The following is a 24,146-nucleotide window of genomic DNA, read 5'->3' as shown; positions in this document are numbered from 1 at the left end:
CTCTACCCGATCCCGCTAAATTTTACTATCAATAAATCCCCAAACTAATCCCAAAATCAACCCTGAAATATGCGCCGCATTGCCAAGGTAGATATCAAATAACGGACTAATAAAGCCAAAGGCCAGCCCCACTAATAGCATAGTGAAAAAACCTTTAGGCAGTTCAAAAAGATTTGCGTTGAGTTTATCGACCACAAAAACATAGCCTAACACCGCATACACCACCCCGGATAAACCAAAAAAATTGGGGCCAGAGAAGTAATTTTGCACCACGCCTGTCAGCACGGCAGAAACGAGAAAAAGAAGAAACAATTTCATTGCACCAAAATGGCGTTCAATCACGCCGCCAAATAACCAAAACCACGATAGGTTCGCAATAATGTGAATATTCGACAAATGGACAAAACTATGGGTGATATAACGCCAAAGTTCCCAATCCTGATCAAAGTAAACCGGGTAATGGAACATTTCCATGATATTTTCTTCAAAGCCGATTTGTTGTAATAAATACACCACAACACAAATCGCCGTAATGAAATAGAGTGGGGTGAAATAACGGGATAAACGAATAGATTGCATAAGGTGTTGAACTCAATAGGTTTTATTGTAAATCATCCAAGGTATTAAAATTAACAAAGCGGCCTTCAGTGTGGTTAAATATGACGGATTTTCCGCCATTTTCGTGCATAAATTGCAATAATCGGCGTTCACCGGAGGCAAGATACTGACGGAGTTTTTCTTTTAATTGAACAGACATTAAACAAAATGTGGGGTGAGGGCGTGCTTCATCAGCAGCATAGGCCACCAAAGTGCGGTCATTTTCTACCGCACTTTTTAATTTTTCGAGCAAATTATTAGGAAAATAAGGGCTATCACAAGGGGTGAATAACACAAAATCTGTTTTGGCTTGTTCAAGGGCGGTGAGCATTCCGCTTAACGGCCCTTGAAAATCCGGTAATTCATCGGCAAACACAGGAAAGCCCCATCGGGCGTAATCGCTGATGTTGCGGTTGGCATTAACGGCAATCGTTGAAATTTGAGGTTGGAGTCTTTCGATAACATGCTGAATTAAAGGCTTCCCATACAATCGTTGCAAACCTTTATCCCGCCCCGCCATTCGCCGAGCCTTTCCGCCTGCTAAAATCACCGCACTTATTGTCATTGCCATATTTTATTCTGTTGCTATTTCAAGTATGATCTTGTCTTATTTTTCTACATAGGAAAGGAAATAGCAATGAAATGTAAGCGTTTAAATGAAGTTTTGGAACTTTTACAGCCTTATTGGTCTAAAGCTCCGGATTTGAGCTTGATGGAAATCTTGCAAAAAATCGCCAATGAGGCCGGCTTCCAAAAGCCACTCAATGAATTAACCGATGAAGTGATTATTTATCAGTTAAAAATGGATGGTACGGATAAGCACGAGCCTATCCCCGGTATCAAAAAAGACTATGAAGAAGATTTTAAAACCGCATTGTTAAAAGCACGCGGCATTATTAAGTAAGGAAAAACAATGAAAAAATTTTTACTCGCATTAGGTGCATTTCTTTCCGTCAACGTCATGGCAGCAGACTTACAAGAGGGCAAACAATATATTCAAGTAAGCCAACAAGCTGCGCCACAAAAAGAGGTAATTGAATTTTTCTCTTTTTATTGTCCGCATTGCTATTCCTTTGAAATGGAATATAAAATTCCCCAACAAGTGAAAGAGGCGTTGCCGGAAGGGGTAGCCTTCAAACAATATCATGTGAATTTCTTAGGACGTCAGTCTGAAAATTTAACCCGTGCTTGGGCATTAGCCATGGCATTAGGTGTGGAAAATAATGTGAAAACCCCGTTATTTGAAGCAGCACAAAAAGATCGCCTAAAATCCATGGACGATATTCGTTCGATTTTCTTAGATAACGGTGTGACAGCAGAACAATTTGATGGTGGCATCAATAGCTTTGCAGTAAATGGTTTAGTGAATAAGCAAGTCAATGCGGCAGAACAATTTAAAGTGCATGGTGTGCCGGATTTTTATGTGAATGGAAAATTCCGTGTAAACCCTGAAGGCTTAAATTATGATGATTTCGTTAAGGATTATGTGGAAACCGTAAAAGGTTTATTGCAAAAATAACGAAAAATTGGTTTAATGCCTGCCGTTTTTAACCAATGAAAAAAGAGAGATGATCATGGCTGCAAGTTTTAGTGTTACCCGTCGTTTTTTTGACGATAAAAACTACCCTCGTGGGTTTTCCCGTCACGGTGATTACACCATCAAAGAATCACAAGTGCTTGAACAATATGGACAAGCCTTTAAAGCCTTAGATCTCGGTGAACGTAAACCGGTAACAAAAGAAGAAAAAGAGTTTGTTGCATTTTGTCGTGGAGAACGTGCACCGGAAACTTTCTTTGAAAAAACATGGCATAAATACCGCACTCGCATTAATACCACCAAACGGGTTTACACCCTCTCCGGTGATGTGAGTGAAGCCACCTCCGGTGGTGATGATTATTCCGGCGAATAAGGAAATCAACCAAGGCAGGCAGAAGCCTGCCTTTTGTTTTTAGCATTATTCTTCCCCTCCTGCTTGCGGGCAGAGGAAAGAAGTCTATCATCTAAGAATGAAAATCCTATGCAACTCCCCGTTTCTCAATATTACGAATTACTTCAAAAAAAACAGGAAAAACTGACCGCACTTTTACGCCCGTTTAATGCCCCGCCTCTTCAAGTGTTTGATTCACCAACCCTGCATTATCGTATGCGGGCGGAGTTTCGCATTTGGCACGAACAGGATGATTTTTATCATATTATGTTCGACCAAGCCACCAAACAACGCTATCGTGTGGATACGTTTCCTATCGCAAGCCGGCTCATTAATCAGATGATGCAAAGCTTGCTTCCCCTGCTCAAACAACAAGAAATATTGCATAAAAAATTATTCCAAATCGATTATCTCAGCACCTTGAGCAATAAAATCATCGTGAGTTTGCTGTATCACAAAACCCTTTCTGAAGAATGGGAAGGTGCGGCAAAAGCGTTGAAAATTTTACTTGAAGAACAAGGTTTTGAGGTTCAGATTATCGGGCGGGCGAGCAAGCAAAAAATTTGTTTAAATCAAGATTATGTGGACGAAGTATTGCCTGTTGCAGGGCGAAATTATGTCTATCGCCAAGTAGAAAATAGTTTTACTCAACCCAATGCGGTGGTGAATTGTAAAATGTTGGAATGGGCGCTCGGTTGCACGGCAGGCAGTGAAGGCGATTTGCTTGAGCTTTATTGTGGCAATGGCAATTTCTCGATTGCCTTGGCACAAAATTTTCGTAAAGTGCTTGCCACGGAGATTGCCAAACCCTCTGTGGCGGCGGCACAATTTAATATTGCTGAAAATGGGGTGGATAACTTGCAGATTATCCGAATGTCGGCAGAAGAATTTACTCAAGCAATGAACGGCGTGCGATCTTTTAATCGATTAAAAGGCATTGATTTAACCGCCTATGAATGTAACACCATTTTTGTGGATCCCCCACGGGCGGGGCTTGATCCCGGCACGGTAAATTTGGTGCAAAATTATGATCGCATTTTGTATATTTCCTGTAACCCGCATACCTTATGTGACAATTTGCAAGAACTTTCAAAAACACACCGGATTGAAAAAGCGGCGTTGTTTGATCAATTCCCTTATACCGATCATATGGAAAGTGGCGTATGGCTGATTCGCAAGTAAGGATTCAATTGCATTGTGAATCCACAGAAAAAACACTCGAAAATTTAACCGCACTTTGTCATGCTTTAGGGGTAATTCATGATGCGCAAAGTCCCCTTGCCTTGGTACAAACGGACGAGCGGTTAGAATTACGCAAATTAGACGAACCCAAACTCGGGGCAGTCTATGTGGATTTTGTCGGTGGTGCGATGGCTCATCGTCGAAAATTTGGCGGCGGACGGGGCGAAGCCGTCGCAAAAGCTGTGGGTATTAAGGGAAACGAACTCCCCACCGTAATCGATGCCACCGCAGGATTAGGCCGTGATGCCTTTGTGCTTGCCGCTATCGGTTGCCAAGTACGTTTAGTCGAACGCCACCCTGTTGTACATTTACTGTTGCAAGACGGCTTAAATCGTGCCTACCAAGATGAAGAAATGGGGGAAATGTTGCAACAAAATTTACGTTTATTACCGGCTCGCCATATTCAGGAACTCAGCCCTGAAAGCGATTGTGCGGATGTGGTTTATCTTGATCCTATGTATCCACACAAACAAAAATCGGCTTTGGTGAAAAAAGAAATGCGTGTGTTTCAGCATTTAGTAGGCGCAGATTTGGATGCCGATGAATTGCTTCTTCCTGCATTACATCTTGCCCGTAAACGGGTGGTGGTAAAACGCCCAGACTATGCAGAATTTCTCGCCAAAAAACCACCGCACTTTAGCCGTGAAACCAAAAATCACCGTTTTGATATTTATTTGGGAGAAGCCCAGTGTTAAAAGAAAGTGCAATCGTCATCCACTATGAAAATGGCATCGCCAAAGTAAAATGCCAATCCCAAAGCGCCTGCGGACAATGTGCCGCCCAAAATAGCTGTGGTACAGCGAGCCTTTCCGAACTCAATGGCAAGCGGGGGGAACATATTTTTACCATAGAAAGCATGATGCCACTTCGTGAAGGGCAGGTAGTGGAAATTGGTTTAGAGGAAAAATCCATGCTGTTTTCTGCATTACTGATGTATATCGTGCCACTTGTTGTGTTACTGATGACAACAGGCTTATCCCATTACATCAGCGAAAATGAATTAAGCCGAGCCATTGTGATTTTTCTTTTTACCGCCCTTTCTTTTGCGCTCATTAAGCGTTATACCCAAAAACTTGGGCAAAAAACAGCGTTTCAACCTGTTTTACTTCGGGTATTGTCTTAGCTTTTTACAGGCTTTCCTCAACACCAAAGTGCGGTCAATTTTTCAAACGATTTCGGTGTGATTAACCATGTATTTTTATTGATAGGTAACATCACACCGAATGATTTAGAGGGAGCGGAGATAATCTAACACTACTTGATGATGCTCTCCGGTTTTAAATTTATCAAAGACCTGTTGAATTTTCCCTTGTTCATCAATTAAAAAACTGATGCGGTGAATCCCATCGTAGGTTTTTCCCATAAATTTTTTCTCACCCCACACGCCAAATTGCGCTGCGACTTGGTGATCCTCATCGGCTAATAAACGAAAATTGAGATCTTTTTTCGCCGTAAATTGCGCTAATTTTTTCGGTGAGTCAGGGCTTATGCCTAAAATAACAACGCCTAATTTTTCAAGTTCATTTTTGGCATCACGCAAGCCACAAGCCTGAGTGGTACACCCCGGCGTGAGCGCTTTCGGGTAAAAATAAACCAGCACTTTTTTCCCTCTCAATGCCTCAAGTGAAACAGGCTGCTCAGTTTGATCCTTTAGGGTGAATTGAGGGGCCATATCGCCCGCTTGTAATGTTTTCATGGAAAATGCCTCAAAGTAAAAAAATGATTTGCAAATTGCCCCTATTTTAGCGATCCTAGGGGATATTTTTCAAATCATTAATCATCACCGACAACGGAGGTTTTATGTCCACACAAAACACCCTATTCTCAGGCAGTATAGTTGCATTAGTCACCCCTATGGATAACCATGGCGGAATTGATTTTGAAACATTGGAAAAGTTAGTCGAATTTCATATCAATGCGGGAACAGATGCCATTGTTTCTGTCGGCACTACCGGTGAATCGGCCACACTGAGTATTGAAGAAAACGTGAAGGTGATTGAAAAAACCGTGGAATTGGCAAAAGGGCGTATTCCGGTGATCGCAGGAACCGGTGCCAATGCAACAAGTGAAGCCATCGTGATGACCAAATTATTACGCGACAGTGGCGTGGCGGGTTGTCTTTCTGTGGTGCCTTATTACAATAAACCGACACAAGAAGGCATGTATCAACACTTTAAAGCCATTGCCGAATGTACGGATTTACCGCAAATTCTTTACAATGTACCGGGTCGTACCGGCAGTGATATGAAACCGGAAACCGTTGGTCGTTTGGCACAAATTGAAAATATTGTTGGTATCAAAGAAGCCACTGGCGAAGTCAATCGTGTAACAGAAATTAAAAAATTAGCAGGAAAAGATTTCATTGTATTAAGCGGAGATGACGCCACAGGATTAGATGCGATGAAATTAGGGGCGGAAGGGGTGATTTCCGTCACCAATAACCTTGCCGCAAAAGAGATGGCTGAAATGTGTCGTTTGGCTCGTGCGGGGGAATTTGCCAAAGCGGAGGAAATTAATCAACGTTTAATGGCGCTGCACCGTGATTTATTTGTGGAATCTAACCCTATTCCGGTGAAATGGGCGGCATACCGTTTGGGATTAATTAAAACCCCATTCCTTCGCTTGCCACTTACGGTTCTCAGTGAAGGCGCGCAACCTAAAGTCGAGGCAGCATTAAAAACCGCCGGATTAATTTAATGTCATTATAGAGAAAGAAAAGGGGCTGATTTTTTAGCCCCAAACTTTTTGAAAAATTGACTGTCAGATTGTGTTGTAAAAGTGCAGTGAATTTTTTATTTATTTTTAAGGATTTCCCAATGAAAAAAATGCGCTTAGGGTTAATGACAGTCGCTCTGTTATCAGGCTGTTCAACAGACCCTGAAACATTACAAAGTGCAAACGATACCTATCAAAAATCGGACGTTTCCCTCCCAAGTTTTACGCCACTGGCAAGCGGTGGGGTGAATTTGCCAAAACAAGATGCAACCTATGAATTACCGAATATCAACCTTCAAAAAGGGGCAAATGTGGATATTCGCCCCCCATCAACCCCTTTAGCAATTATTAAAGATTCACTAACCCAATTTGATGGTGAGCGGGCGTTAATTGTCTATTCCGATAAGCAAGCCTCATTGTATAACCTGCAACAGATCCAACGCCTGCTAAAAGAAGAAAACATTAACTCCACCATCAATGGCGAGATATTGACCACAGATTGGCACAATACCGGACGAGTTGATGACAAAGCCAATACGGAAATTCAATATCAAGTAGAGCAGGTTTCTGCCCGTGATGCCAGTGCGTTGGCGGTATCCATAAAACAAATGCGCCGTGATGGAATCATCTTCACGCCAAGTGTCGCTGAAAAACAACGTTACACATCAAGCCGTTTAAATCGCTTTGTTTCAGAGCTAACCAATGCTTATCACGCACAGCAACAAGACCTCAACAATGCCGCAGTAGGGCCATTCCAGTCCGGATTAATCACCGATACCAATGGGAGAACCGCATTAGGAATGAATGCAAGTTTCGAACAGGCCTGGGTAAAATTAGCCTCAGCCCTACCGAAAGTCGGGTTTGATATTAAATCAGAAACAATCGGCCGTGGGCAGCGTGAATTAAAATATTCACCGTTAGATAAGGAAGATTGGCTTCGTTTAGGGGTGAATGAACCGGAGATAGAAAAAGGCACTTACTTTATGCAAATCTCTGCCATCGGTAAACAAAGCGCCGTGGTCATTACTGATGAGGAAAATAAGGCATTAAGTGGTGAACAAGCACAAGGGATTTACCAAGCCCTCAGCACATTGCTTGCCCAATAAAACAAAAGTGCGGTTGATTTTCTCACAGAATTTCAACCGCACTTTGCTTTCCGAGTATAAAAACTATTCCACTTTCACGCCAAGGTTGCCAATTTTCACGCCCAATACGCCAAGGGATACGGCATCTAAATAATCCCCTAAAAACTTAAAGAGTTCTGTTAACTCTTTAAATGAGCGTTGAATTTTCACTTGATCTTCAACTCTTCGTATAAATTCATAACGAATACCGCTTTCTTCAAAATGAGCAGTTAGGGTTAAATAAACGGTTTCAAAAAAATGACTGTGCGCCCCTTCTTCACCGGGATCACTGATACGGACATTCCATGTAGTATTGAATAACGTTTCTGTTTTATTTGACATATTTACCTCTTATTGCGCTTTTTACTTTAAGAAAAACCCGATTATAAAGTTTCTGAAATCAAAAATTTTATAATCGGGCTTTTCAAAATATTTCCCCATATGTTTTGCTTTACGTTGATAGCTGCCTTTTCCTTTACGCTTTTTCTCAACTCGCTGGCGAAATAATTTATCATGCAACAAGGCCATTATCGCATTTTCTTTCACCACACCTTTTGTGTGCTGATAAACGGTTTGATTTTCAACCGCACTTTTTTGTTTTTTTGTCATTATTTTTTCCTTTAAAAAGCCGTGAAGTCAATTTCACGGCGGCGTATTATACGCATAAACGGCAAAATTACAAAATCGCCAACACATTTTCCGGCGGTCGGCCAATTTTTGCTTTCTCTCCCTTCACCACAATAGGGCGTTCAAGCAAAGCGGAATGTTGGCTTATTGCACTGAATAATTCCTCTGCCGTTAATTCAGCCCGATCAAGATGAAGAGAACGGTAAAGTTCATCTTTCACCCGCATCATTTGGCGAACATCGCTAATACCTAGCTTATCGGCAAGTTGTTTTAATTCATCAACGGAATAATGTTTTTGCAAATAAAGTTCAATAGTCGGCTGAATACCCTGCGCTTCGAGTAACGCCAGCGTTTCCCGGCTCTTAGAACAACGGGGATTATGATAAATCATCACAGACATAGAATTTCCTTTGGTTGGCTATAACTGGATAAAATTTTAACTTATAATGGCGAAAAATTCTCACTTGGATATTGATTATGTTAGAAATGTTGAAAAGTTGGTATGCCCGCCGTTTGGGTGATCCACAAGCGATGGGATTAGTCGCCATTTTGCTTTTTGGCTTTGTTGCCATTTATTTTTTTGGTGATCTCATCGCCCCATTACTTATCGCCATTGTCCTTGCCTATTTATTGGAAATGCCGATTAATTTTCTCACCAAACAGCTAAAATTACCGAGAATGTTGGCGACAATCCTCATTTTTGGTGGATTTATTGGCGTGGCGATGGTTTTCTTTTTGGTCTTGATCCCGATACTTTGGAACCAAACCATTTCCCTGTTAAGTGATCTCCCAGCCATGTTTAATCAACTTAATGAATGGCTACTGAGCTTACCGGAAGATTATCCGGAATTGATCGACTATTCCATGGTTGATGCCATTTTTAATGGCGTGCGTGAAAAAATTCTAGGCTTTGGGGAATCCGCCGTCAAACTTTCATTAACATCGATTATGAACCTGGTTTCACTGGGCATTTATGCGTTTTTAGTGCCATTAATGATGTTTTTTATGTTGAAGGATAAACGTGAGCTTCTACTCGGCGTCAGCCGTTTTTTACCCCGTAATCGCCACCTTGCATTCAAAGTTTGGACGGAAATGCAACAACAAATTGCCAATTACATTCATGGAAAATTACTGGAAATTGTGATTGTCACCTTAGTCACCTATGTCATCTTCCTTATTTTTGGCTTAAATTATCCCCTCTTATTATCCGTAGCAGTGGGGCTTTCTGTATTGGTTCCCTACATTGGGGCCGTATTAGTAACCATTCCAGTGGCACTGGTTGCCCTCTTTCAATTTGGTATTAGCCCAACCTTTTGGTCGATCATCATCGCCTTTGCTGTCAGCCAACTCTTAGACGGTAATTTGCTGGTGCCTTATTTATTCTCTGAAGCGGTTAACTTACACCCACTTATCATCATCATCTCTGTACTGATTTTTGGTGGATTATGGGGATTTTGGGGCGTATTTTTTGCCATTCCCCTGGCAACACTGGTAAAAGCCGTCATCAATGCCTTACCTGAAGGGGAGTGAGAGAAAAGAGGAAAAAAGAAAGCTCAAAAACATCCCTAAAAATGACCGCTCTTTAGGGATTATCCTTAAAATCACTTCATCGGAACAGAAACATCAGAATGTTCTAACGATAAAAAACCTCTAACCTAAGGTTAGAGGTTTTTAATATTATAAACACTTTTCATTTGATATTTATGGATCAATTATTCCGCAACAACAATAACATTTAATGATGCGAATACTTCACCATGGAGTTGAAAACGAACATCGTGTTCACCAAGCGTACGGATTGGACCATTTGGTAAACGCACTTCGCTTTTCGCAATCTCAACACCGGCTGCGACTACGGCTTCAGCCACATCTCGTGTTGTAATCGCACCGAATAAACGACCTTCATCACCTGCTTTAGATGCAATGGTTACAGAACCAAGAGCTTCTAAGCGTTCTGCACGGTCAACGGCAGCGGCTAATGCTTTTGCTGCTTTTTCTTCTAATTCGGCACGACGTGCTTCAAAGTGCTCGATGTTTGCTTTCGTTGCCATTACTGCTTTACCCTGTGGGATCAAGAAGTTACGGGCAAAACCTGATTTAACATCAACTTGATCACCTACGTTACCGAGGTGAACGATTTTATCTAAAAGAATAACTTGCATTCGACCTTCTCCTTATTAATGATGATGTGCATCAGAGTAAGGTAATAACGCTAAATAACGCGCACGTTTGATCGCACGAGCTAATTGACGTTGGTACTTCGCACGAGTACCGGTAATACGGCTTGGTACAATTTTGCCGCTTTCAGAAATGTAGTTCTTTAATGTAGCGATATCTTTGTAATCGATTTCAACAACATTTTCCGCTGTGAAACGGCAGAACTTACGACGACGGAAATAACGTGCCATTTGGCTGTCTCCTAATCTATAAATTCGATTTGCTCGGCATGTAATACTAATTGATTTAAACCTTTTGAGGTTCGATGTGAGCTAATAAAACCCACAATCAATAGCTGACTGCCGACCGTAATGCTTTGAGTTTTCTCTACTAATTGATTACCACTCACTTGAATGGGCATTTTTAACCACGCTTGACGTGGTAAGTCGGTTTCGATTTTTTCAGAACGATGCTCTAACCAAAATTGACAATGCTCAATCCCGCTTGGGCTTTTAAATCGTTTCGGTAACTGAGTGACAACCCCCACTAACGAAAAACGATTATCAATGGTTGAATTACTCTTCAGCATCCTCAAAATCGTTGTTTTCAACTTCAGTTAAAACTTTACGATCATCTTTAGCTTTAACCATTGGGGACGCTTCTGTTACGGCGTGCTTAGTATGAATAACAAGACTGCGTAATACAGCATCGTTATAACGGAAAGTCGTTTCTAGCTCGTCGATGACTTGTTGAGGCGCTTCTACATTCATAAGCACATAATGTGCTTTGTGTAATTTGTTAATTGGGTACGCTAATTGGCGACGACCCCAATCTTCTAGGCGATGAACTTGACCACCGGCTGCTTTCACAGAGCCAGTGTAACGTTCAATCATACCTGGTACTTGCTCGCTTTGGTCCGGATGAACCATAAACACGATTTCGTAGTGACGCATGACTGCTCCTTACGGGTTAATCAGCCTTTGACGGAGATTAGCCACCAATCTGCAAAGGCAAGGAACGAAAATTCAATGTGGCTAAGGGTTGCGGATTATACAGAAAATTTTACTTTCCGCAATAGACTTGAGGTGTTTTTAGACAAAAAGAAAGCCGATAAACAATCGGCTTTTTACGGTATTCAAATCAACATTAACGGCTACGGAAAACGATTCGCCCTTTGCTTAAATCATAAGGGGTCATTTCCACGGTAACTTTATCGCCGGTTAAAATACGAATATAGTTTTTACGCATTTTGCCTGAAATATGCGCGGTCACCACATGACCGTTTTCTAATTCCACACGAAACATGGTATTGGGTAAGGTTTCCAAAATGGTCCCTTGCATTTCAATGCTATCTTCTTTTGCCATGGCATCCTCTAAAAATAATGGAGTTTATGACCGCACTTTGGGTCAATCTTGAAAAACCCGCGGATTATAGCGGTTTTTGGGCTTATGCGAAAGATGAAAATAAAATTGAACAGAAAAAAGTCAATTTAGTCGGCGTTCGCAACGATTTACAAACCTAAAACAGGCTCTATAATAACCGCACTTTAACAGGAAAGTGACGATAATGAATTCAAAAAAACACTTAGGACATACCGCCCGTAAACGTTTCGGACAAAATTTTTTGCACGATAACAATGTGATTCAAAATATTGTGGCGGCAATTTATCCCCAAAAAGACCAATTTTTAGTTGAAATCGGCCCCGGGCTTGGTGCCTTAACCGAACCGGTTGGCGAGCTAGTCGATCATTTAACCGTAGTTGAACTTGACCGTGATTTGGCTGAACGCTTACGCCACCACCCTTTTTTGCATCAAAAATTAACGGTCATTGAAACCGATGCGATGCAATTTAATTTTGCACAACTTTACGAAGAACAAACCCAATCCCCCAAACAAAAGTTACGGGTATTCGGTAATTTGCCTTATAACATTTCTACGCCTTTGATGTTTCATTTATTTCAGTATCATCACCTCATTCAAGATATGCACTTTATGCTCCAAAAAGAAGTGGTGAAACGTCTGTGTGCTGCACCAAACAGTAAAGCCTACGGGCGATTAACCATTATGGCGCAGTATTTTTGCCAAGTGATGCCGGTGTTAGAAGTACCGCCAACTGCCTTTAAACCTGCACCCAAAGTGGATTCGGCAGTGGTTCGTCTTGTTCCTCATACCACCTTGCCTCATCCGGTGAAGGATTTATATTGGCTTAATCGTGTTTGTTCCCAAGCTTTTAATCAACGTCGTAAGACGTTACGCAATGCGCTTTCAACGCTCTTTTCGCCTGAAAATTTGACTGCGCTTGGTATTGATTTAAATGCCCGAGCAGAAAATCTCACTATTGCGGATTATGCCCGTTTAGCGAATTGGTTATCAGATAACCCACCTGAAGAAATGGCGAAGCCTGATATCATTGATATGGATGATTAATTAAAGAGCAGTACTATGGCAACTTATTTTGTCGGTGATTTACAAGGCTGTTTTGATGAACTTCAGCTTTTATTAGATCGTGTTCAGTTCAATCCTACGCAAGATAAACTTTATCTTGTGGGCGATTTAGTGGCACGGGGCGATAAATCCCTAGAATGTTTACGTTTTGTCAAATCCTTAGGTAATGCGGCTCAAACCGTGTTAGGCAATCACGATTTGCATTTAATTTCGACCGCACTTGGTATCAAGAAAGTGAAGCCTCGTGATCGAGTGGAAGCGATTTTTAATGCGCCGGATTTTGAAGAGCTGATCGATTGGTTGCGCCATCAACCCTTATTAGTCCACAACGAAAGTCAAGGGTTTGTGATGGTGCATGCAGGCATTTCCCCAGACTGGGATTTGGCAACGGCGAAAACCTGTGCAAAAGAAGTCGAAACGATCTTACAACAAGGTGATATAAAAAACCTGATTTCACAAATGTATGACAATCAACCGGAACGCTGGTCGCCGAACCTACAAGGTATTGAACGCTGGCGTTATACGATCAATGTGTTTACCCGTATGCGTTTTTGCTATTGGGATCACCGCTTGGATTTTGCTTGCAAACAGCCGCCTAAAGAAGCGCCGGCAGAGCTAACCCCTTGGTTTAATTTGGATAATCCGCTTTATCAACAAATCCCCATTATTTTTGGCCATTGGGCCAGTTTGGTCGATGAACCCACCCCACCGAATATTTACGCCCTCGATACCGGCTGTGTGTGGAACAATCGAATGACCCTGTTACGTTGGGAAGATAAGCAGTGTTTCAGCCAAAGTGCGGTCAAAAATTACTGTGATTTTTAATGAAGGAGTGCAAAGATAGCACCCCAACTTATTTTTCTTACGATACCTTAACAATGCTCAGCTTATCCGAAACATCTTGTGATCTTTTTAATCGCCCATTTTTTCAATTTGCCCAAATGAAGAAACTTTGTCCTGAAGAGATTCCGATGATCAAAGCACGCTATAAAGCGGAATGGGACAATTGGAAAAAGATTATTCAGGCCGTATCTCACCAACTTGGAACGCCCTTTGCCCCACCTCATATTGAAAGTTGGACAAACGGGTGGCAAGTGCGCGCCCACTTTTTTGCTTTTTTTAAATATGAATTTCATCAAAATTCAGCCGCTATCTTTTCCGTTTTATTAAATCGTCGACGTCTTTTGGTGAGTTTGGATTGGCATTGTTACCGTGCAGATCGCTCACCCATTCATGTGTGGCAATATAATCAATGGTTAGAAAATTTTGATTTTTCACGCTTTGCACAATTTGATTTATGGCGAGGGGATGAAAGCGAGTATGCAGATTTCCGACAAGTTGCTCAATTTTCGCAAGATGATTTAACCTTGCGTCACGATAAGGATTTTTGGTGTATCGGTAAAAAGATTGAAAAAAATCAATTATCCGAAGTAAACCCGGTGGACTTTATCACGCAAACGATTTTAGCGCTTACCCCCTTGTATGAACATCTACATCAAGACGGATTTCCCCTCCCTAATGGGTAATGATTTATTGCTATCCCTATGTTATCATTACATTAATTTAATATTTTTTAGAATTTAATCATTTTAGGAGAACTTTATGAAAAACATCGTCATCGTTGGCGGCGGTGCCGGCGGTATTGAATTAGCCACTTTTTTAGGGGATAAACTTGGGCGTAAACAACAAGCCAAAGTCACCCTCGTTGATCGCAATGCGACCCATCTTTGGAAACCGTTATTACATGAAATTGCCACCGGTGTGATGGATGATGGAGTGGATTCACTAAGTTACCGTGCCCATGGTAAAAACCATTATTTTAGCTTTGAACAAGGCTCAATTACACGAATCAACCGTGAACAAAAATATGTGGAATTAGCCCCGATTTATGGCCAAGAGGGCGATATGTTAGTCATTGCCCGTCGTATTCCTTACGATTATCTAGTGGTGGCGATTGGCAGTAAATCGAACGATTTCAACACCAAAGGTGTAGCAGACAATGCGATTTTCTTAGACAGTTCCGATCAAGCCCTGCGTTTCCAACATAAAATGTTGGAACTCTTTTTGAAGTTTTCTGAAAACCGTGTATTAGATGACATTGGTGAAGAAGAATCAAAACAAAAACTGGTGGATGAAAATAAAGTCAACATCGCCATTGTTGGCGGCGGTGCGACAGGGGTGGAACTAACCGCAGAGCTTTACCATGCCGCCGAGGATCTCTCTTCTTACGGCTATGGAAAAATTGACAGTGATTGCTTACAAGTCACCCTCGTTGAAGCAGGCGATCGTTTATTACCCGCCCTACCAGAAAGCTTATCTGCCGCTGTTTTAGAAGAACTTCATGATATGGGGGCAAATGTTAAACTCAACACCATGATAACAGAAGCCCAGCCCAATACACTCATCACAAAAGAAGGGGATGAAATCAAAGCCGATCTTATCGTTTGGGCAGCCGGGGTGAGAACATCAAAAGTCACGCAAAACTTTGACGGCCTAGAAATCAACCGTATCAATCAATTGGTGGTGAAAGACACCTTGCAAACCACGGTAGATGACAGCATTTTTGCCATTGGGGATTGCGCTGCACTCACCCAAGAAAACGGAAAATTAGTGCCACCTCGTGCTCAAGCCGCCCACCAAATGGCGAAGGCCTGTGCCAAAAATATATTTGCGATTTTTGAAAACAAACCCTTAAAAGCTTTTAAATATAATGATAAAGGAACCTTGGTTTCACTTTCCAGTTTCACTGCATTGGGCAGTTTAACCAATAAATTTGGCAAAAACCCATTAACTGTACATGGTAAATTTGCACAATTTGCTTATGTTTCGCTTTATCGGATGCATCAACATGCGTTGCACGGCTGTATTAAAATCGGTTTGATTATTTTAGTCGATAAAATTAACCGCTATTTAAAACCGAGATTGAAACTACATTAATTGACAAGCAAAAAACGGTAAAAATCATCTGCATCTTAAAGGTGAGGGAAATACCCTCTCATTAAGGTGCAGATTTTTTTATTGCGTGCAGGAATGATTTCGTTTTCCTTAACCCCACCTCATCAGACCTCTCCTTATTTCCCATGCCCAAAGGCAGAAAATGTCAAAAAAATGTTGAAACTCTAGGACGTTTTCCTACAATCATTTGGCCTCAAATACTAAGGTTCTTCCCTCTTTGAGTGTGGCGATCTTCCTACTGAGGAGATCAGGTTTTATTTTCTGTAACAAGGAGAATAAAAATAATGAAAAAATTAACCGCACTTTTTAGTTCAAGTGTGTTTTTACTCGGTGTTCACCATACTGCCAACGCAAATGACAATACGGTTTATCTCTATACTTGGAGTGAATATGTACCCGAGGGGTTGCTGGATAATTTCACCAAAGAAACCGGCATTAAAGTCATTGTGTCCAGTTTGGAATCAAACGAAACCATGTATGCCAAACTGAAAACGCAGGGTGAAAACAGCAGTTATGATGTGATTGCGCCAACCAGCTATTTTGTTTCCAAAATGATACGGGAAGGGATGCTGAAACCATTAGATCACAAAAAACTGCCCGTCATCAAAGAATTAGATCCTAATATGTTGGATAGAGCCTTCGATAAAGGCAACCGTTATTCATTACCACAACTCTTCGGCGCAACAGGCATTGCCTATAACACGGAAACTCAAAATCCCGCTAAATTTCAATCTTGGGGAGCGCTCTGGGCGCCGGAGTTTAAAGGGCGATTACAAATGCTGGATGACCCAAGAGAATTGTTCAATATTGCCCTGCTAAAAATGAACAAAGACCCGAATACACAAGATCCAAAAGTATTGGAAGAAGCTTATCAAGAATTGCTCAAATTGCGTGGCAATATCTTGGCATTTAATTCGGATAATCCGTCCAGCAGTTTTATTTCAGGCGAAACAGAAGTGGGCTTGCTGTGGAATGGTTCTGTCCGCATTGCCAAAAATGAAGGGGCAAAAATCGACATGGTTTACCCGAAAGAAGGCACCATGCTTTGGATTGATAATTTAGCCATTCCGAAAACTGCAAAAAATGTGGAGGGGGCGCATAAACTGATTAATTATCTATTAAGCGCTGATGTAGCAGAAAAGCTCACCTTAGAAATCGGCTATCCCACTTCTAATCTTAAAGCGTTGAAACGCTTACCGAAAGAACTGACGGAGGATCAAGCCACCTTTATCAGCCAAGAGGTGATCAACCGAAGCCAATGGCAACTGGATGTAGATGATGCCATTGAACTTTATGAAGGCTATTATCAAAAATTAAAAGCCGCTCAATAATATTGGGCTTAACCCACTAAACCGCACAAAAACGAGCTGCACCTTAAGCAGTGGATTGTCCTCCCACTTTTGGGGTGCAGATCGATGTGCGGTTTCTCTTCTCAGTGTTATCGCTGGATCAAATATCTCAACTTCGTTCCATCTTGCTCAACACTAAGCAACGTATAACCATGATTTTTCGTATCCACCGGAATATTATTGATGGATTGTGCACAATCACTTAATAATTCCAAAATTTCCCCTTTTTGAAGCTGTGGCATGGTTTCCAACATCACGATCGCCGGATAAGGGCAAGGCTCGCCTAAGGTATCTAATGTGTAATCCGGCGTAATCTCTTTTGGATCTTTATCCAATTTTTGAACAACAGTAAATGCCATAATAATTTCCTTTTGTTGATGAATGAAGAAGAATTAACAACCACAAGATTGTTTTGTGCTTGCTGCTATTTTTGCTTTCGCTTTGGCAAGGAAACGGCGCTCCCACCACACCACAGCGATTAAACAGAGGATCAATAAACCATAGTTCACTAATAATCCCCCTACCGGCCCGAAGGATTTCAGTAGATTGAGCTTTTCATAATCAAGGGCAAGCGCCGGTGCAATATCGTCCCAAACATACGCCAAGTAGGTTGACCCCACCACATTGCCGACACCTACCCACATAAAGTGGACTTGCCCTTCCATTGAACGATACATCCAACCGGTTTCACAGCCCCCGGCAAGAACGATACCAAAACCGAATAATAAGCCGCCCACAATCGCATTAGGGCCTGCCCACATAATTTTCGGTGAAACGCCTAATTGAATATAAGAAAAGACCCCAATCGTCCCAACGATAATCCCGAAAATAATGGCTTTCGCCATATAAGCACGGCCGGTTACCCAGAGATCTCGGAAAGCCGAGGTAAAACAAATTTGCGCACGCTCAATTAATAAGCCGAAAATTAACCCGCAAAGCATAGCAAAGCCCAATTTGAGTGAAGATTGCATCACATAGAGAGAGGCCGCTAAATAAGCAAGGAAAATCACCATGCCGATGCGAAAACGGCGGGCCGCTTGCTTAGGATCACTTTCTTGTAATTTCGCTGCCCCTTTTTTCAATTCCAATTTAACCCGAAACATCGGCAGTAAGGTGAATTTCACCCCTACATAGGTGCCGATTGCCGTTGCAATGGTGAAAAACCAAGCATGCACAGAAAATTGCGGAATACCGGTGAAAAGGGAAGCAAGGTTACAGCCCATGGCAAGGCGAGCACCAAAACCGGCTAATGCCCCACCGATTAAGGCTTGGACGATACGGCGTTTGTGTGGTTGGTTACGCCATTTCACATTATTGGCCCAAAGGGCAGCTGAAATACAGCCGGCGAACATCCCCAAAATCATCACACCATCAATACGGGTGAAAATAGTGCCATCCATACCAATGATTTTGTAATAACTCCATTGGCTCACATCAATACCAAGGGATTGTAATGCATGGCCTCCCCAACGGGTAAATTCTCCGGTTACCGCCCAATAGGTGCCGGTGATACCAAAATAATAGGCCGAAAGTAACCCCGCTGCGATCACCGCAGCCACAGGATTCCAATATTTGATCAGATAGTCTTGTTTAAATTGTTGCCAAATCTCTAACATAAGTTCCTAATTCCTTAAGAAAGTTAACGATTTGCAAGCAGAGGTATATGATGAAAAATAGAATTGAAAACAATCAGACTTGTTCATTTCCTATACACAAACTTGCGATATATCAATGAAAATGCGCTTAAAACGAACAAAGTATAAACAAAGGCTGAAAGAAAGGCAAACTGAAAACACCTTAAAAATTGACCGCACTTTAGAGGTTGGGAAGATAGGATATCGCCCTTTCACAAACCGTGAAATTTAGTGATATAGCGATACCATCGCACCGGGTAAACCGGAATAAAGTGCGGTCATTTTTCTTGGTGTTTTTTAATGCACCATTTTCTTTAATTGATACAAATACGCCAATGCCTGTTTAGGGCTTAATTCATCAGGATCAAGATTTTCAATGGCGGCACGCAGTGCATCGGTTTCTTGTTCAAAGGCAAGTTCGCCTTGGTGTTGATGAGCTTCCCGCAAGGCTTGAATTTGTTGATCGGCAGCATGACCCGATATTTTTTCTAATTGCGTTAATTTTTGTTTCGCCAGTTTAATCACCTGTTGCGGCAAGCCGGCTAAAGCGGCAACGGCCAAACCATAGCTTTTGCTTGCGGCCCCTTCTTGGACACTGTGCATAAAGGCAATGGTGTTGTTATGTTCAAGGGCATCTAAATGCACGTTCACAATGCCGGCAAATTGTTCCGGCAAAGCGGTTAATTCAAAATAATGGGTGGCAAAGAGGGTGAGCGAACGGATCTTTTTCGCCAGCCATTCCGCACAGGCCCAAGCCAAAGAAAGCCCGTCATAGGTGGACGTGCCTCTTCCTATCTCATCAATTAAAACCAAACTTTGTGCGCTGGCTTGATGGAGAATATTCGCCATTTCCGTCATTTCCACCATAAAAGTAGAACGGCCGGAAGCCAAATCATCAGAGGCGCCAATACGGGTGAAAATACGATCAATCGGCCCGATTTTGGCCTGATCAGCCGGAACAAAACTCCCTATATACGCCATTAACGCAATCAATGCAGTTTGGCGCATATAGGTACTTTTCCCCCCCATATTCGGGCCGGTAATGATAAGCAAATGACGATTGTGATTCAGTTCAACCGGATTAGCGATAAAAGGATCTTTTAACACCTGTTCCACCACTGGATGACGACCGTTTTCAATGCTCATACTGATTTCATCGCAGAAGGTGGGCATGACATAATTTAATCGATCGGCTCGTTCTGCCAAATTCACCAACACATCTAATTCCGATAAGGCAAGGCTTGCCAATTGCAATGCGCTCAAATGAGGGAGGAGCAGATCGAATAATTCCTCATAAAGCTGTTTTTCCAACGCCAAGGCCGCTCCTTTGGATTTCAGCACTTTATCTTCATATTCTTTCAATTCCGGGATAATGTAGCGTTCTGCATTTTTTAAGGTTTGACGGCGCACATAATGAATTGGCGCTTTGTGGGCTTGCCCTTGGCTAATTTGAATATAATAACCATGAACTGCATTGAAACCGATTTTTAAGGTGTCGATCCCCGTGTTTTTCCGTTCACGTTTTTCCAAATTTTCTAAATACTGGGTTGCCCCATCAGACAGCGTTCGCCATTCGTCCAATTCCGCATGATATCCCGGTGCAATCACCCCACCATCACGAATCAAAAGCGGCGGGGTTTCAATAATGGCACGTTGAAGCAGCTCACACTGCTCAGAAAAATCAGCGATTTGATTAAAAAGTGCGATCAAAAACGGTGGTGTTTTTTGTTCGATAATAGAGCGTAACTCGGGGAGTTGTTCTAATGCACTGCGCAAACGGGTGAGATCCCTTGGACGGGCCGAACGCAACGCCACACGGGCTAAAATGCGTTCCATATCCCCCACTTGTTTTAAATAAGGTTGTAATTCATCCACTAGATCAAAATTTAAAATTTCTGCAATCGCCTGCTGGCGTTGGCGTAGCTTTTCAGTATTGCGGATCGGCTGGTGAATCCAACGTTTAAGCAAACGGCTTCCCATTGGCGTCACACATTTATCCAATACGGAAGCAAGGGTATTCTCCGTCCCGCCGGCAAGATTTTGGGTGAGTTCTAAATTGCGTCTTGTGGCAGCATCCAATTGAATATAATCTTGATTTTGGATCACACTGATACGCTGAATATGAGGCAATGCGGTGCGTTGGGTTTCTTTAGCATATTGCAATAAACAACCGGCTGCACTCAAACCAAGCGGAGATTTTTCTACCCCAAAGGCACGCAAATCTTTAGTGCCGAATTGACGGTTCAACAAATTAATTGCCGTACCCAATTCAAATTCCCAAATGGGGCGGCGGCGTAGCCCTTTACAATGTTCGATGATCGCCATATCACTAAAATCTTCACAATAAAGTAATTCCACTGGTGAAATGCGTTGTAATTCCGCACGCAAACTTTCTTTATTTTCCGGTTCGCACAGTTGAAAAAGCCCTGATGTCATATCCAATGTGGCTAAACCAAATTTCTCTTTTTCTTGATAAACAGCGGCAATTAAATTGTCTTGGCGTTCAGGCAATAAGGCTTCATCACTCACTGTTCCCGGAGTGACAATACGCACAATTTGGCGCTCCACCGGCCCCTTGCTCGTTGCCGGATCGCCCACTTGCTCGCAAATCGCCACCGGCTCGCCCAATGCCACCAATTTCGCCAAATAGCCCTCAACTGCATGATAAGGCACCCCTGCCATCGGAATAGGCTCACCCGCCGATTGCCCCCGTTTAGTGAGAGAAATATCCAACAACGTTGCCGCTTTTTTCGCATCATCATAAAACAGCTCATAGAAATCCCCCATACGATAAAACAGCAAAATATCCGGATTTTCTGCTTTAAGCTTAAGATATTGTTTCATCATGGGCGTATGCTGAGAGAAATTATCTTCTGAAATCATTGAGTTACCTGTTTTTGATAAGAGAATAGACGGCAAAATTCACCGAAAAATAGCAGTTTTAATGTCGGTTATTTTAAATGGCAAGATATGAGCGTGCAATAAAAAACCCGACCGAAGTCGGGTTTTCAATTTTATATTGTGATGGTTAGATTACCATTGGTAACCGATACCTACACCGGCACCCACATCACCTTGGCTGTTCGCGTTACCTTGAAGTTTCAAGATAAGTTTACCGTTATCACTTGCGCGTGAATAACCAACCGCTAAGGCATTTTCACCTTTGAAGGTACCTGCAGAAGCTGCCACCATTGATTTACCCGGTAGGTAAACTTGTGGAAGGCTTGCCGCCGCATTGGAACCTGCGATACCACCACGGGCTTCTTTACCTACTTTGTTAATACGGTTGTTAATGTTATTTGCAACACCTTTTAACTGGCTAACGTTCACCGCATCAGTAGGATCAGTACCCGGCGCAACATTTTTAATTTGCGTAGGAGCAAGATTACCATTTGCATCAGGTTTACCAATCCACACGTTGCCGTTAGTATCACCGGTGATCACAGGACCAGTATTTCCACCAACTTGAACACTGTTGACTGAAATATCTGTCGCTAGACCATAGTTCACAGTGCTACCACCATTCGCATCATCAGTGATGCTAGCAACTAAGTTTTTACCTGCATTATAGGTTACGGTTTTACCTGGACTCACTTTAGCTGACGCTTCGTTTTTCACAACCTGTTCACCGGAATTACCCGATTTAATGGTGTGAGATGCACTGTTAATTGCATTAACCACTGTTGTACCATTCACCAAGTTGCCACCGTTTCCGGTTGACGGAATGCTCACTGTACCATTTGGATTTGTCACAATATCCGTTGTATTCGCCGAGATCTTACCGTTCGGATCAATTGTAATGGTATTACCATCGGTTGCAATATCCACTTTAATCGTTGATGTCGAACCGTTTGGCGTTGTTGTAACCGTCACTGTCGTACCATTACCATTTGCGAAGTTCACCGTGTCATACGGTTTCACAAAGTCTTTCGCTACACCATTACCTTGTAAGTTCCAACCTGAGTTCAGAATATCGCCTACTGTCGCACCATTGGTGATGGTCAAGTTCGATGGTAACGATTGTTCCGTCGTCACAGGCTTATTCTCTGTGTTGTACTCATCCTTGTTGTACGTATCCGGCAAGTTGTTCGTTAAGTTGGTAATCACGCCGTTGTTAATCGTTGTATTACCCACAGTGATCGAACCATTTGCAGTGATGTTAGTCACATTAATATCTTGCGCTAAACCAAAGGCAATAGTGTTATTGGTTTGGTTCACCACCAAGTTTTTACCTGCAACAAAGTTCAGTGTATCACCTGCTTTCACAGTTGTTGTACCATTACCTGCTTTAATTTGATCATCGCTGTTAGTTGCATTTACCGTATGGAATGCGCCATTAATCAAATCTGCTACTTTCGATGCATTTAAGATTAAATCACCATTATCAACCGATACATTACCATTCGAGTTAACATTACCCGTTGTGATATTTACCGAAACACCCTCCGGTGTCACTTTAATGGTCTCATCAGCCGCTTTAACATCGTAGCTCACATTCACAGTATCTGGCTTACCGTTTTCGCCTTTAGTAATCGTCACATTAGCCGTTGTGCCATTACCATCGACGTAATTCACGATATCACCAGGATTAACGATCGTGGATACATCCTTACCCTGAGCGTCTTTACCGTTTGTAATCCAACCTGATTGATTGATTGTGTTCGCTACATCCGTCACGGTTGCCACTGTACCATTTGTGGTATTTGCAACGGCTTGACCTGTTTGGTTCGCTGAGATATTACCGGTCACTTGATCTATCACGGCTTTCGCATTGACTTTAAAATCAAGTTTTGAGGTAGAGCCATCCGTTGTTGCGTTGATCGTGACCGAACCATCGTCACTTGTAAAATCAACATTATTACCATGTGTCACCGCATCAACGGCATCACCATTGGCTTTTAAGTTCCAGCCTGCATTCAACACATCATTCACTGTGGCAGCTTCTTTTTTCTGATCATCGGTAATATTAACTGGTGCAGTTTGCGTTGCATTCGTCACGTTACCGCCTTTCACTTTTTCAGGTTCTTTTAAGTGATCATTTAACCCTGAAATAGTGCCATTGGTAATGGTGGTATTACCCACTGTGATCTTATCACCACCAATCGAAACATTACCTACTGTAATGTTGGTCGCGGTGATGTTACCAACGTCAATATCTTTCGCCAGACCATAAGTAATGTTATGACCATCTTGTTTGATCTCTAAGTTCTTCGCAGCAACAAAGTTGACCGTATCACCTGCTTTCACCTGCGCACCTGAAGCATTTGCTTGAGATGATTCAAGCTGGTCAGCTATCTTCGTGGTATTCACTGTATGGAACACATTGTTAATCGTGTTCACAATGTCTCCCACCGTCGCCACTTTATCCGCAT

The 24,146-nt window shown here is 42.2% G+C and carries 30 protein-coding genes; 15 read left to right on the top strand and 15 right to left on the bottom strand.

Going from position 1 to position 24,146, the window contains the following annotated elements:
- Positions 1 to 15: 15 nt before the first annotated feature.
- Positions 16 to 579 (bottom strand): rhomboid family intramembrane serine protease, encoded by a 564-nt coding sequence (locus tag BKK48_RS03390; protein WP_077426777.1) that lies wholly within the window; start codon positions 577 to 579, stop codon positions 16 to 18.
- Between the two features lie 22 nt (positions 580 to 601).
- Positions 602 to 1,168, bottom strand: coding sequence for a molybdenum cofactor guanylyltransferase MobA (gene mobA / locus BKK48_RS03385; RefSeq protein WP_077426776.1), 567 nt, complete (start codon positions 1,166 to 1,168; stop codon positions 602 to 604).
- A 66-nt stretch (positions 1,169 to 1,234) separates the two neighbouring features.
- Here mobA and BKK48_RS03380 point away from each other — a divergent pair, with 66 nt between their 5' ends.
- From BKK48_RS03380 to BKK48_RS03355, 6 genes are all read left to right on the top strand, one after another.
- On the top strand, positions 1,235 to 1,501 hold the full coding sequence (locus tag BKK48_RS03380; RefSeq protein WP_077426775.1) for a YihD family protein: 267 nt from the start codon (positions 1,235 to 1,237) through the stop codon (positions 1,499 to 1,501).
- A 9-nt stretch (positions 1,502 to 1,510) separates the two neighbouring features.
- Positions 1,511 to 2,116: a thiol:disulfide interchange protein DsbA gene (dsbA, locus tag BKK48_RS03375; protein WP_077426774.1), complete on the top strand. Its 606-nt coding sequence runs from the start codon at positions 1,511 to 1,513 to the stop codon at positions 2,114 to 2,116.
- A 55-nt stretch (positions 2,117 to 2,171) separates the two neighbouring features.
- On the top strand, positions 2,172 to 2,507 hold the full coding sequence (locus BKK48_RS03370; protein ID WP_077426773.1) for a MaoP family protein: 336 nt from the start codon (positions 2,172 to 2,174) through the stop codon (positions 2,505 to 2,507).
- Positions 2,508 to 2,615: 108 nt separating this feature from the next.
- On the top strand, positions 2,616 to 3,707 hold the full coding sequence (gene trmA / locus BKK48_RS03365; protein WP_077426772.1) for a tRNA (uridine(54)-C5)-methyltransferase TrmA: 1,092 nt from the start codon (positions 2,616 to 2,618) through the stop codon (positions 3,705 to 3,707).
- On the top strand, positions 3,689 to 4,462 hold the full coding sequence (locus tag BKK48_RS03360; protein WP_077426771.1) for a class I SAM-dependent methyltransferase: 774 nt from the start codon (positions 3,689 to 3,691) through the stop codon (positions 4,460 to 4,462). The genes trmA and BKK48_RS03360 overlap by 19 nt, the downstream gene beginning before the upstream one ends.
- The gene (locus BKK48_RS03355; RefSeq protein WP_077426770.1) at positions 4,456 to 4,890 is read left to right on the top strand and encodes a SoxR reducing system RseC family protein; all 435 of its coding nucleotides are present in this window, start codon (positions 4,456 to 4,458) and stop codon (positions 4,888 to 4,890) included. Before BKK48_RS03360 ends, BKK48_RS03355 begins: the two co-directional genes overlap by 7 nt.
- A gap of 105 nt (positions 4,891 to 4,995) precedes the next feature.
- On the opposite strand, the gene bcp is transcribed toward BKK48_RS03355, so the two are convergent.
- Positions 4,996 to 5,463: a thioredoxin-dependent thiol peroxidase gene (gene bcp / locus BKK48_RS03350; protein WP_077426769.1), complete on the bottom strand. Its 468-nt coding sequence runs from the start codon at positions 5,461 to 5,463 to the stop codon at positions 4,996 to 4,998.
- Positions 5,464 to 5,567: 104 nt separating this feature from the next.
- Between bcp and dapA the strand changes: the two genes are divergently transcribed.
- Both dapA and bamC read left to right on the top strand, forming a co-directional pair.
- Positions 5,568 to 6,464, top strand: a complete 897-nt coding sequence (gene dapA / locus BKK48_RS03345) for a 4-hydroxy-tetrahydrodipicolinate synthase (protein WP_077426768.1) — start codon at positions 5,568 to 5,570, stop codon at positions 6,462 to 6,464.
- Between the two features lie 119 nt (positions 6,465 to 6,583).
- On the top strand, positions 6,584 to 7,588 hold the full coding sequence (gene bamC, locus BKK48_RS03340) for an outer membrane protein assembly factor BamC (protein WP_077426767.1): 1,005 nt from the start codon (positions 6,584 to 6,586) through the stop codon (positions 7,586 to 7,588).
- Positions 7,589 to 7,651: 63 nt separating this feature from the next.
- Here bamC and BKK48_RS03335 read toward each other — a convergent pair whose 3' ends face one another.
- The 3 genes from BKK48_RS03335 to arsC all read right to left on the bottom strand — a co-directional run bounded on the left by BKK48_RS03335 (position 7,652) and on the right by arsC (position 8,633).
- Positions 7,652 to 7,948: a DUF5377 family protein gene (locus BKK48_RS03335; RefSeq protein ID WP_077426766.1), complete on the bottom strand. Its 297-nt coding sequence runs from the start codon at positions 7,946 to 7,948 to the stop codon at positions 7,652 to 7,654.
- A gap of 21 nt (positions 7,949 to 7,969) precedes the next feature.
- Entirely contained in the window at positions 7,970 to 8,215 is a 246-nt protein-coding gene (locus BKK48_RS03330; RefSeq protein WP_077426765.1) for an alternative ribosome-rescue factor A, read from the bottom strand.
- 67 nt (positions 8,216 to 8,282) lie between these two features.
- Positions 8,283 to 8,633, bottom strand: coding sequence for an arsenate reductase (glutaredoxin) (gene arsC, locus BKK48_RS03325; RefSeq protein WP_077426764.1), 351 nt, complete (start codon positions 8,631 to 8,633; stop codon positions 8,283 to 8,285).
- A 77-nt stretch (positions 8,634 to 8,710) separates the two neighbouring features.
- On the opposite strand from arsC, the gene BKK48_RS03320 reads away from it, so the two are divergent.
- Positions 8,711 to 9,763, top strand: coding sequence for an AI-2E family transporter (locus BKK48_RS03320; protein WP_077426763.1), 1,053 nt, complete (start codon positions 8,711 to 8,713; stop codon positions 9,761 to 9,763).
- A 182-nt stretch (positions 9,764 to 9,945) separates the two neighbouring features.
- Here BKK48_RS03320 and rplI read toward each other — a convergent pair whose 3' ends face one another.
- The 5 genes from rplI to infA all read right to left on the bottom strand — a co-directional run bounded on the left by rplI (position 9,946) and on the right by infA (position 11,755).
- Entirely contained in the window at positions 9,946 to 10,395 is a 450-nt protein-coding gene (gene rplI, locus BKK48_RS03315) for a 50S ribosomal protein L9 (RefSeq protein WP_077416733.1), read from the bottom strand.
- Between the two features lie 15 nt (positions 10,396 to 10,410).
- Entirely contained in the window at positions 10,411 to 10,641 is a 231-nt protein-coding gene (gene rpsR, locus BKK48_RS03310; protein ID WP_018355466.1) for a 30S ribosomal protein S18, read from the bottom strand.
- A gap of 11 nt (positions 10,642 to 10,652) precedes the next feature.
- Positions 10,653 to 10,979: a primosomal replication protein N gene (gene priB / locus BKK48_RS03305; protein WP_077426762.1), complete on the bottom strand. Its 327-nt coding sequence runs from the start codon at positions 10,977 to 10,979 to the stop codon at positions 10,653 to 10,655.
- Positions 10,966 to 11,343 (bottom strand): 30S ribosomal protein S6, encoded by a 378-nt coding sequence (gene rpsF / locus BKK48_RS03300; protein WP_077426761.1) that lies wholly within the window; start codon positions 11,341 to 11,343, stop codon positions 10,966 to 10,968. The genes priB and rpsF overlap by 14 nt, the downstream gene beginning before the upstream one ends.
- A 193-nt stretch (positions 11,344 to 11,536) precedes the next feature.
- Positions 11,537 to 11,755: a translation initiation factor IF-1 gene (gene infA, locus BKK48_RS03295; protein ID WP_013746899.1), complete on the bottom strand. Its 219-nt coding sequence runs from the start codon at positions 11,753 to 11,755 to the stop codon at positions 11,537 to 11,539.
- A 26-nt stretch (positions 11,756 to 11,781) separates the two neighbouring features.
- Between infA and BKK48_RS10120 the strand changes: the two genes are divergently transcribed.
- The 6 genes from BKK48_RS10120 to BKK48_RS03270 all read left to right on the top strand — a co-directional run bounded on the left by BKK48_RS10120 (position 11,782) and on the right by BKK48_RS03270 (position 17,122).
- Positions 11,782 to 11,913: a hypothetical protein gene (locus tag BKK48_RS10120; protein WP_279625937.1), complete on the top strand. Its 132-nt coding sequence runs from the start codon at positions 11,782 to 11,784 to the stop codon at positions 11,911 to 11,913.
- Positions 11,914 to 11,957: 44 nt separating this feature from the next.
- Entirely contained in the window at positions 11,958 to 12,818 is an 861-nt protein-coding gene (gene rsmA, locus BKK48_RS03290; protein WP_077426760.1) for a 16S rRNA (adenine(1518)-N(6)/adenine(1519)-N(6))-dimethyltransferase RsmA, read from the top strand.
- A 15-nt stretch (positions 12,819 to 12,833) separates the two neighbouring features.
- Positions 12,834 to 13,661 (top strand): bis(5'-nucleosyl)-tetraphosphatase (symmetrical) ApaH, encoded by an 828-nt coding sequence (apaH, locus tag BKK48_RS03285; protein WP_077426759.1) that lies wholly within the window; start codon positions 12,834 to 12,836, stop codon positions 13,659 to 13,661.
- Between the two features lie 53 nt (positions 13,662 to 13,714).
- Positions 13,715 to 14,362, top strand: coding sequence for an HI_0552 family protein (locus BKK48_RS03280; RefSeq protein WP_077426781.1), 648 nt, complete (start codon positions 13,715 to 13,717; stop codon positions 14,360 to 14,362).
- A 76-nt stretch (positions 14,363 to 14,438) separates the two neighbouring features.
- Positions 14,439 to 15,773, top strand: coding sequence for an NAD(P)/FAD-dependent oxidoreductase (locus BKK48_RS03275; protein WP_077426758.1), 1,335 nt, complete (start codon positions 14,439 to 14,441; stop codon positions 15,771 to 15,773).
- Between the two features lie 302 nt (positions 15,774 to 16,075).
- Positions 16,076 to 17,122: an extracellular solute-binding protein gene (locus tag BKK48_RS03270; protein ID WP_077426757.1), complete on the top strand. Its 1,047-nt coding sequence runs from the start codon at positions 16,076 to 16,078 to the stop codon at positions 17,120 to 17,122.
- A 107-nt stretch (positions 17,123 to 17,229) separates the two neighbouring features.
- On the opposite strand, the gene yedF is transcribed toward BKK48_RS03270, so the two are convergent.
- The 4 genes from yedF to BKK48_RS03250 form a co-directional block, all read right to left on the bottom strand.
- Positions 17,230 to 17,499 (bottom strand): sulfurtransferase-like selenium metabolism protein YedF, encoded by a 270-nt coding sequence (gene yedF / locus BKK48_RS03265; protein ID WP_005819410.1) that lies wholly within the window; start codon positions 17,497 to 17,499, stop codon positions 17,230 to 17,232.
- A 33-nt stretch (positions 17,500 to 17,532) separates the two neighbouring features.
- A complete protein-coding gene (yedE, locus tag BKK48_RS03260) occupies positions 17,533 to 18,756 on the bottom strand; it encodes a selenium metabolism membrane protein YedE/FdhT (RefSeq protein ID WP_077426756.1) in 1,224 nt (407 codons plus the stop codon).
- Positions 18,757 to 19,071: 315 nt separating this feature from the next.
- The gene (gene mutS / locus BKK48_RS03255) at positions 19,072 to 21,657 is read right to left on the bottom strand and encodes a DNA mismatch repair protein MutS (protein WP_077426755.1); all 2,586 of its coding nucleotides are present in this window, start codon (positions 21,655 to 21,657) and stop codon (positions 19,072 to 19,074) included.
- Between the two features lie 150 nt (positions 21,658 to 21,807).
- A complete protein-coding gene (locus tag BKK48_RS03250; protein ID WP_158074349.1) occupies positions 21,808 to 23,856 on the bottom strand; it encodes a YadA family autotransporter adhesin in 2,049 nt (682 codons plus the stop codon).
- Positions 23,857 to 24,146 lie beyond the last annotated feature (290 nt).

The sequence above is a fragment of the Rodentibacter heidelbergensis genome, from assembly GCF_002000125.1.
GTDB lineage: Bacteria > Pseudomonadota > Gammaproteobacteria > Enterobacterales > Pasteurellaceae > Rodentibacter > Rodentibacter heidelbergensis.
The sequence above is the reverse complement of the archived record's forward strand: the minus strand, read 5'-3'. Positions and strand labels throughout refer to the sequence as shown.

Coding starts and splice junctions, on each gene's coding strand:
- BKK48_RS03390 (WP_077426777.1), bottom strand. CDS start 579: ATGCAATCTATTCGTTTATCCCGTTATTTCACCCCACTCTATTTCATT.
- mobA (WP_077426776.1), bottom strand. CDS start 1,168: ATGGCAATGACAATAAGTGCGGTGATTTTAGCAGGCGGAAAGGCTCGG.
- BKK48_RS03380 (WP_077426775.1), top strand. CDS start 1,235: ATGAAATGTAAGCGTTTAAATGAAGTTTTGGAACTTTTACAGCCTTAT.
- dsbA (WP_077426774.1), top strand. CDS start 1,511: ATGAAAAAATTTTTACTCGCATTAGGTGCATTTCTTTCCGTCAACGTC.
- BKK48_RS03370 (WP_077426773.1), top strand. CDS start 2,172: ATGGCTGCAAGTTTTAGTGTTACCCGTCGTTTTTTTGACGATAAAAAC.
- trmA (WP_077426772.1), top strand. CDS start 2,616: ATGCAACTCCCCGTTTCTCAATATTACGAATTACTTCAAAAAAAACAG.
- BKK48_RS03360 (WP_077426771.1), top strand. CDS start 3,689: ATGGCTGATTCGCAAGTAAGGATTCAATTGCATTGTGAATCCACAGAA.
- bcp (WP_077426769.1), bottom strand. CDS start 5,463: ATGAAAACATTACAAGCGGGCGATATGGCCCCTCAATTCACCCTAAAG.
- dapA (WP_077426768.1), top strand. CDS start 5,568: ATGTCCACACAAAACACCCTATTCTCAGGCAGTATAGTTGCATTAGTC.
- bamC (WP_077426767.1), top strand. CDS start 6,584: ATGAAAAAAATGCGCTTAGGGTTAATGACAGTCGCTCTGTTATCAGGC.
- BKK48_RS03335 (WP_077426766.1), bottom strand. CDS start 7,948: ATGTCAAATAAAACAGAAACGTTATTCAATACTACATGGAATGTCCGT.
- BKK48_RS03330 (WP_077426765.1), bottom strand. CDS start 8,215: ATGACAAAAAAACAAAAAAGTGCGGTTGAAAATCAAACCGTTTATCAG.
- arsC (WP_077426764.1), bottom strand. CDS start 8,633: ATGTCTGTGATGATTTATCATAATCCCCGTTGTTCTAAGAGCCGGGAA.
- BKK48_RS03320 (WP_077426763.1), top strand. CDS start 8,711: ATGTTAGAAATGTTGAAAAGTTGGTATGCCCGCCGTTTGGGTGATCCA.
- rplI (WP_077416733.1), bottom strand. CDS start 10,395: ATGCAAGTTATTCTTTTAGATAAAATCGTTCACCTCGGTAACGTAGGT.
- rpsR (WP_018355466.1), bottom strand. CDS start 10,641: ATGGCACGTTATTTCCGTCGTCGTAAGTTCTGCCGTTTCACAGCGGAA.
- priB (WP_077426762.1), bottom strand. CDS start 10,979: ATGCTGAAGAGTAATTCAACCATTGATAATCGTTTTTCGTTAGTGGGG.
- rpsF (WP_077426761.1), bottom strand. CDS start 11,343: ATGCGTCACTACGAAATCGTGTTTATGGTTCATCCGGACCAAAGCGAG.
- infA (WP_013746899.1), bottom strand. CDS start 11,755: ATGGCAAAAGAAGATAGCATTGAAATGCAAGGGACCATTTTGGAAACC.
- BKK48_RS10120 (WP_279625937.1), top strand. CDS start 11,782: ATGACCGCACTTTGGGTCAATCTTGAAAAACCCGCGGATTATAGCGGT.
- rsmA (WP_077426760.1), top strand. CDS start 11,958: ATGAATTCAAAAAAACACTTAGGACATACCGCCCGTAAACGTTTCGGA.
- apaH (WP_077426759.1), top strand. CDS start 12,834: ATGGCAACTTATTTTGTCGGTGATTTACAAGGCTGTTTTGATGAACTT.
- BKK48_RS03280 (WP_077426781.1), top strand. CDS start 13,715: ATGCTCAGCTTATCCGAAACATCTTGTGATCTTTTTAATCGCCCATTT.
- BKK48_RS03275 (WP_077426758.1), top strand. CDS start 14,439: ATGAAAAACATCGTCATCGTTGGCGGCGGTGCCGGCGGTATTGAATTA.
- BKK48_RS03270 (WP_077426757.1), top strand. CDS start 16,076: ATGAAAAAATTAACCGCACTTTTTAGTTCAAGTGTGTTTTTACTCGGT.
- yedF (WP_005819410.1), bottom strand. CDS start 17,499: ATGGCATTTACTGTTGTTCAAAAATTGGATAAAGATCCAAAAGAGATT.
- yedE (WP_077426756.1), bottom strand. CDS start 18,756: ATGTTAGAGATTTGGCAACAATTTAAACAAGACTATCTGATCAAATAT.
- mutS (WP_077426755.1), bottom strand. CDS start 21,657: ATGATTTCAGAAGATAATTTCTCTCAGCATACGCCCATGATGAAACAA.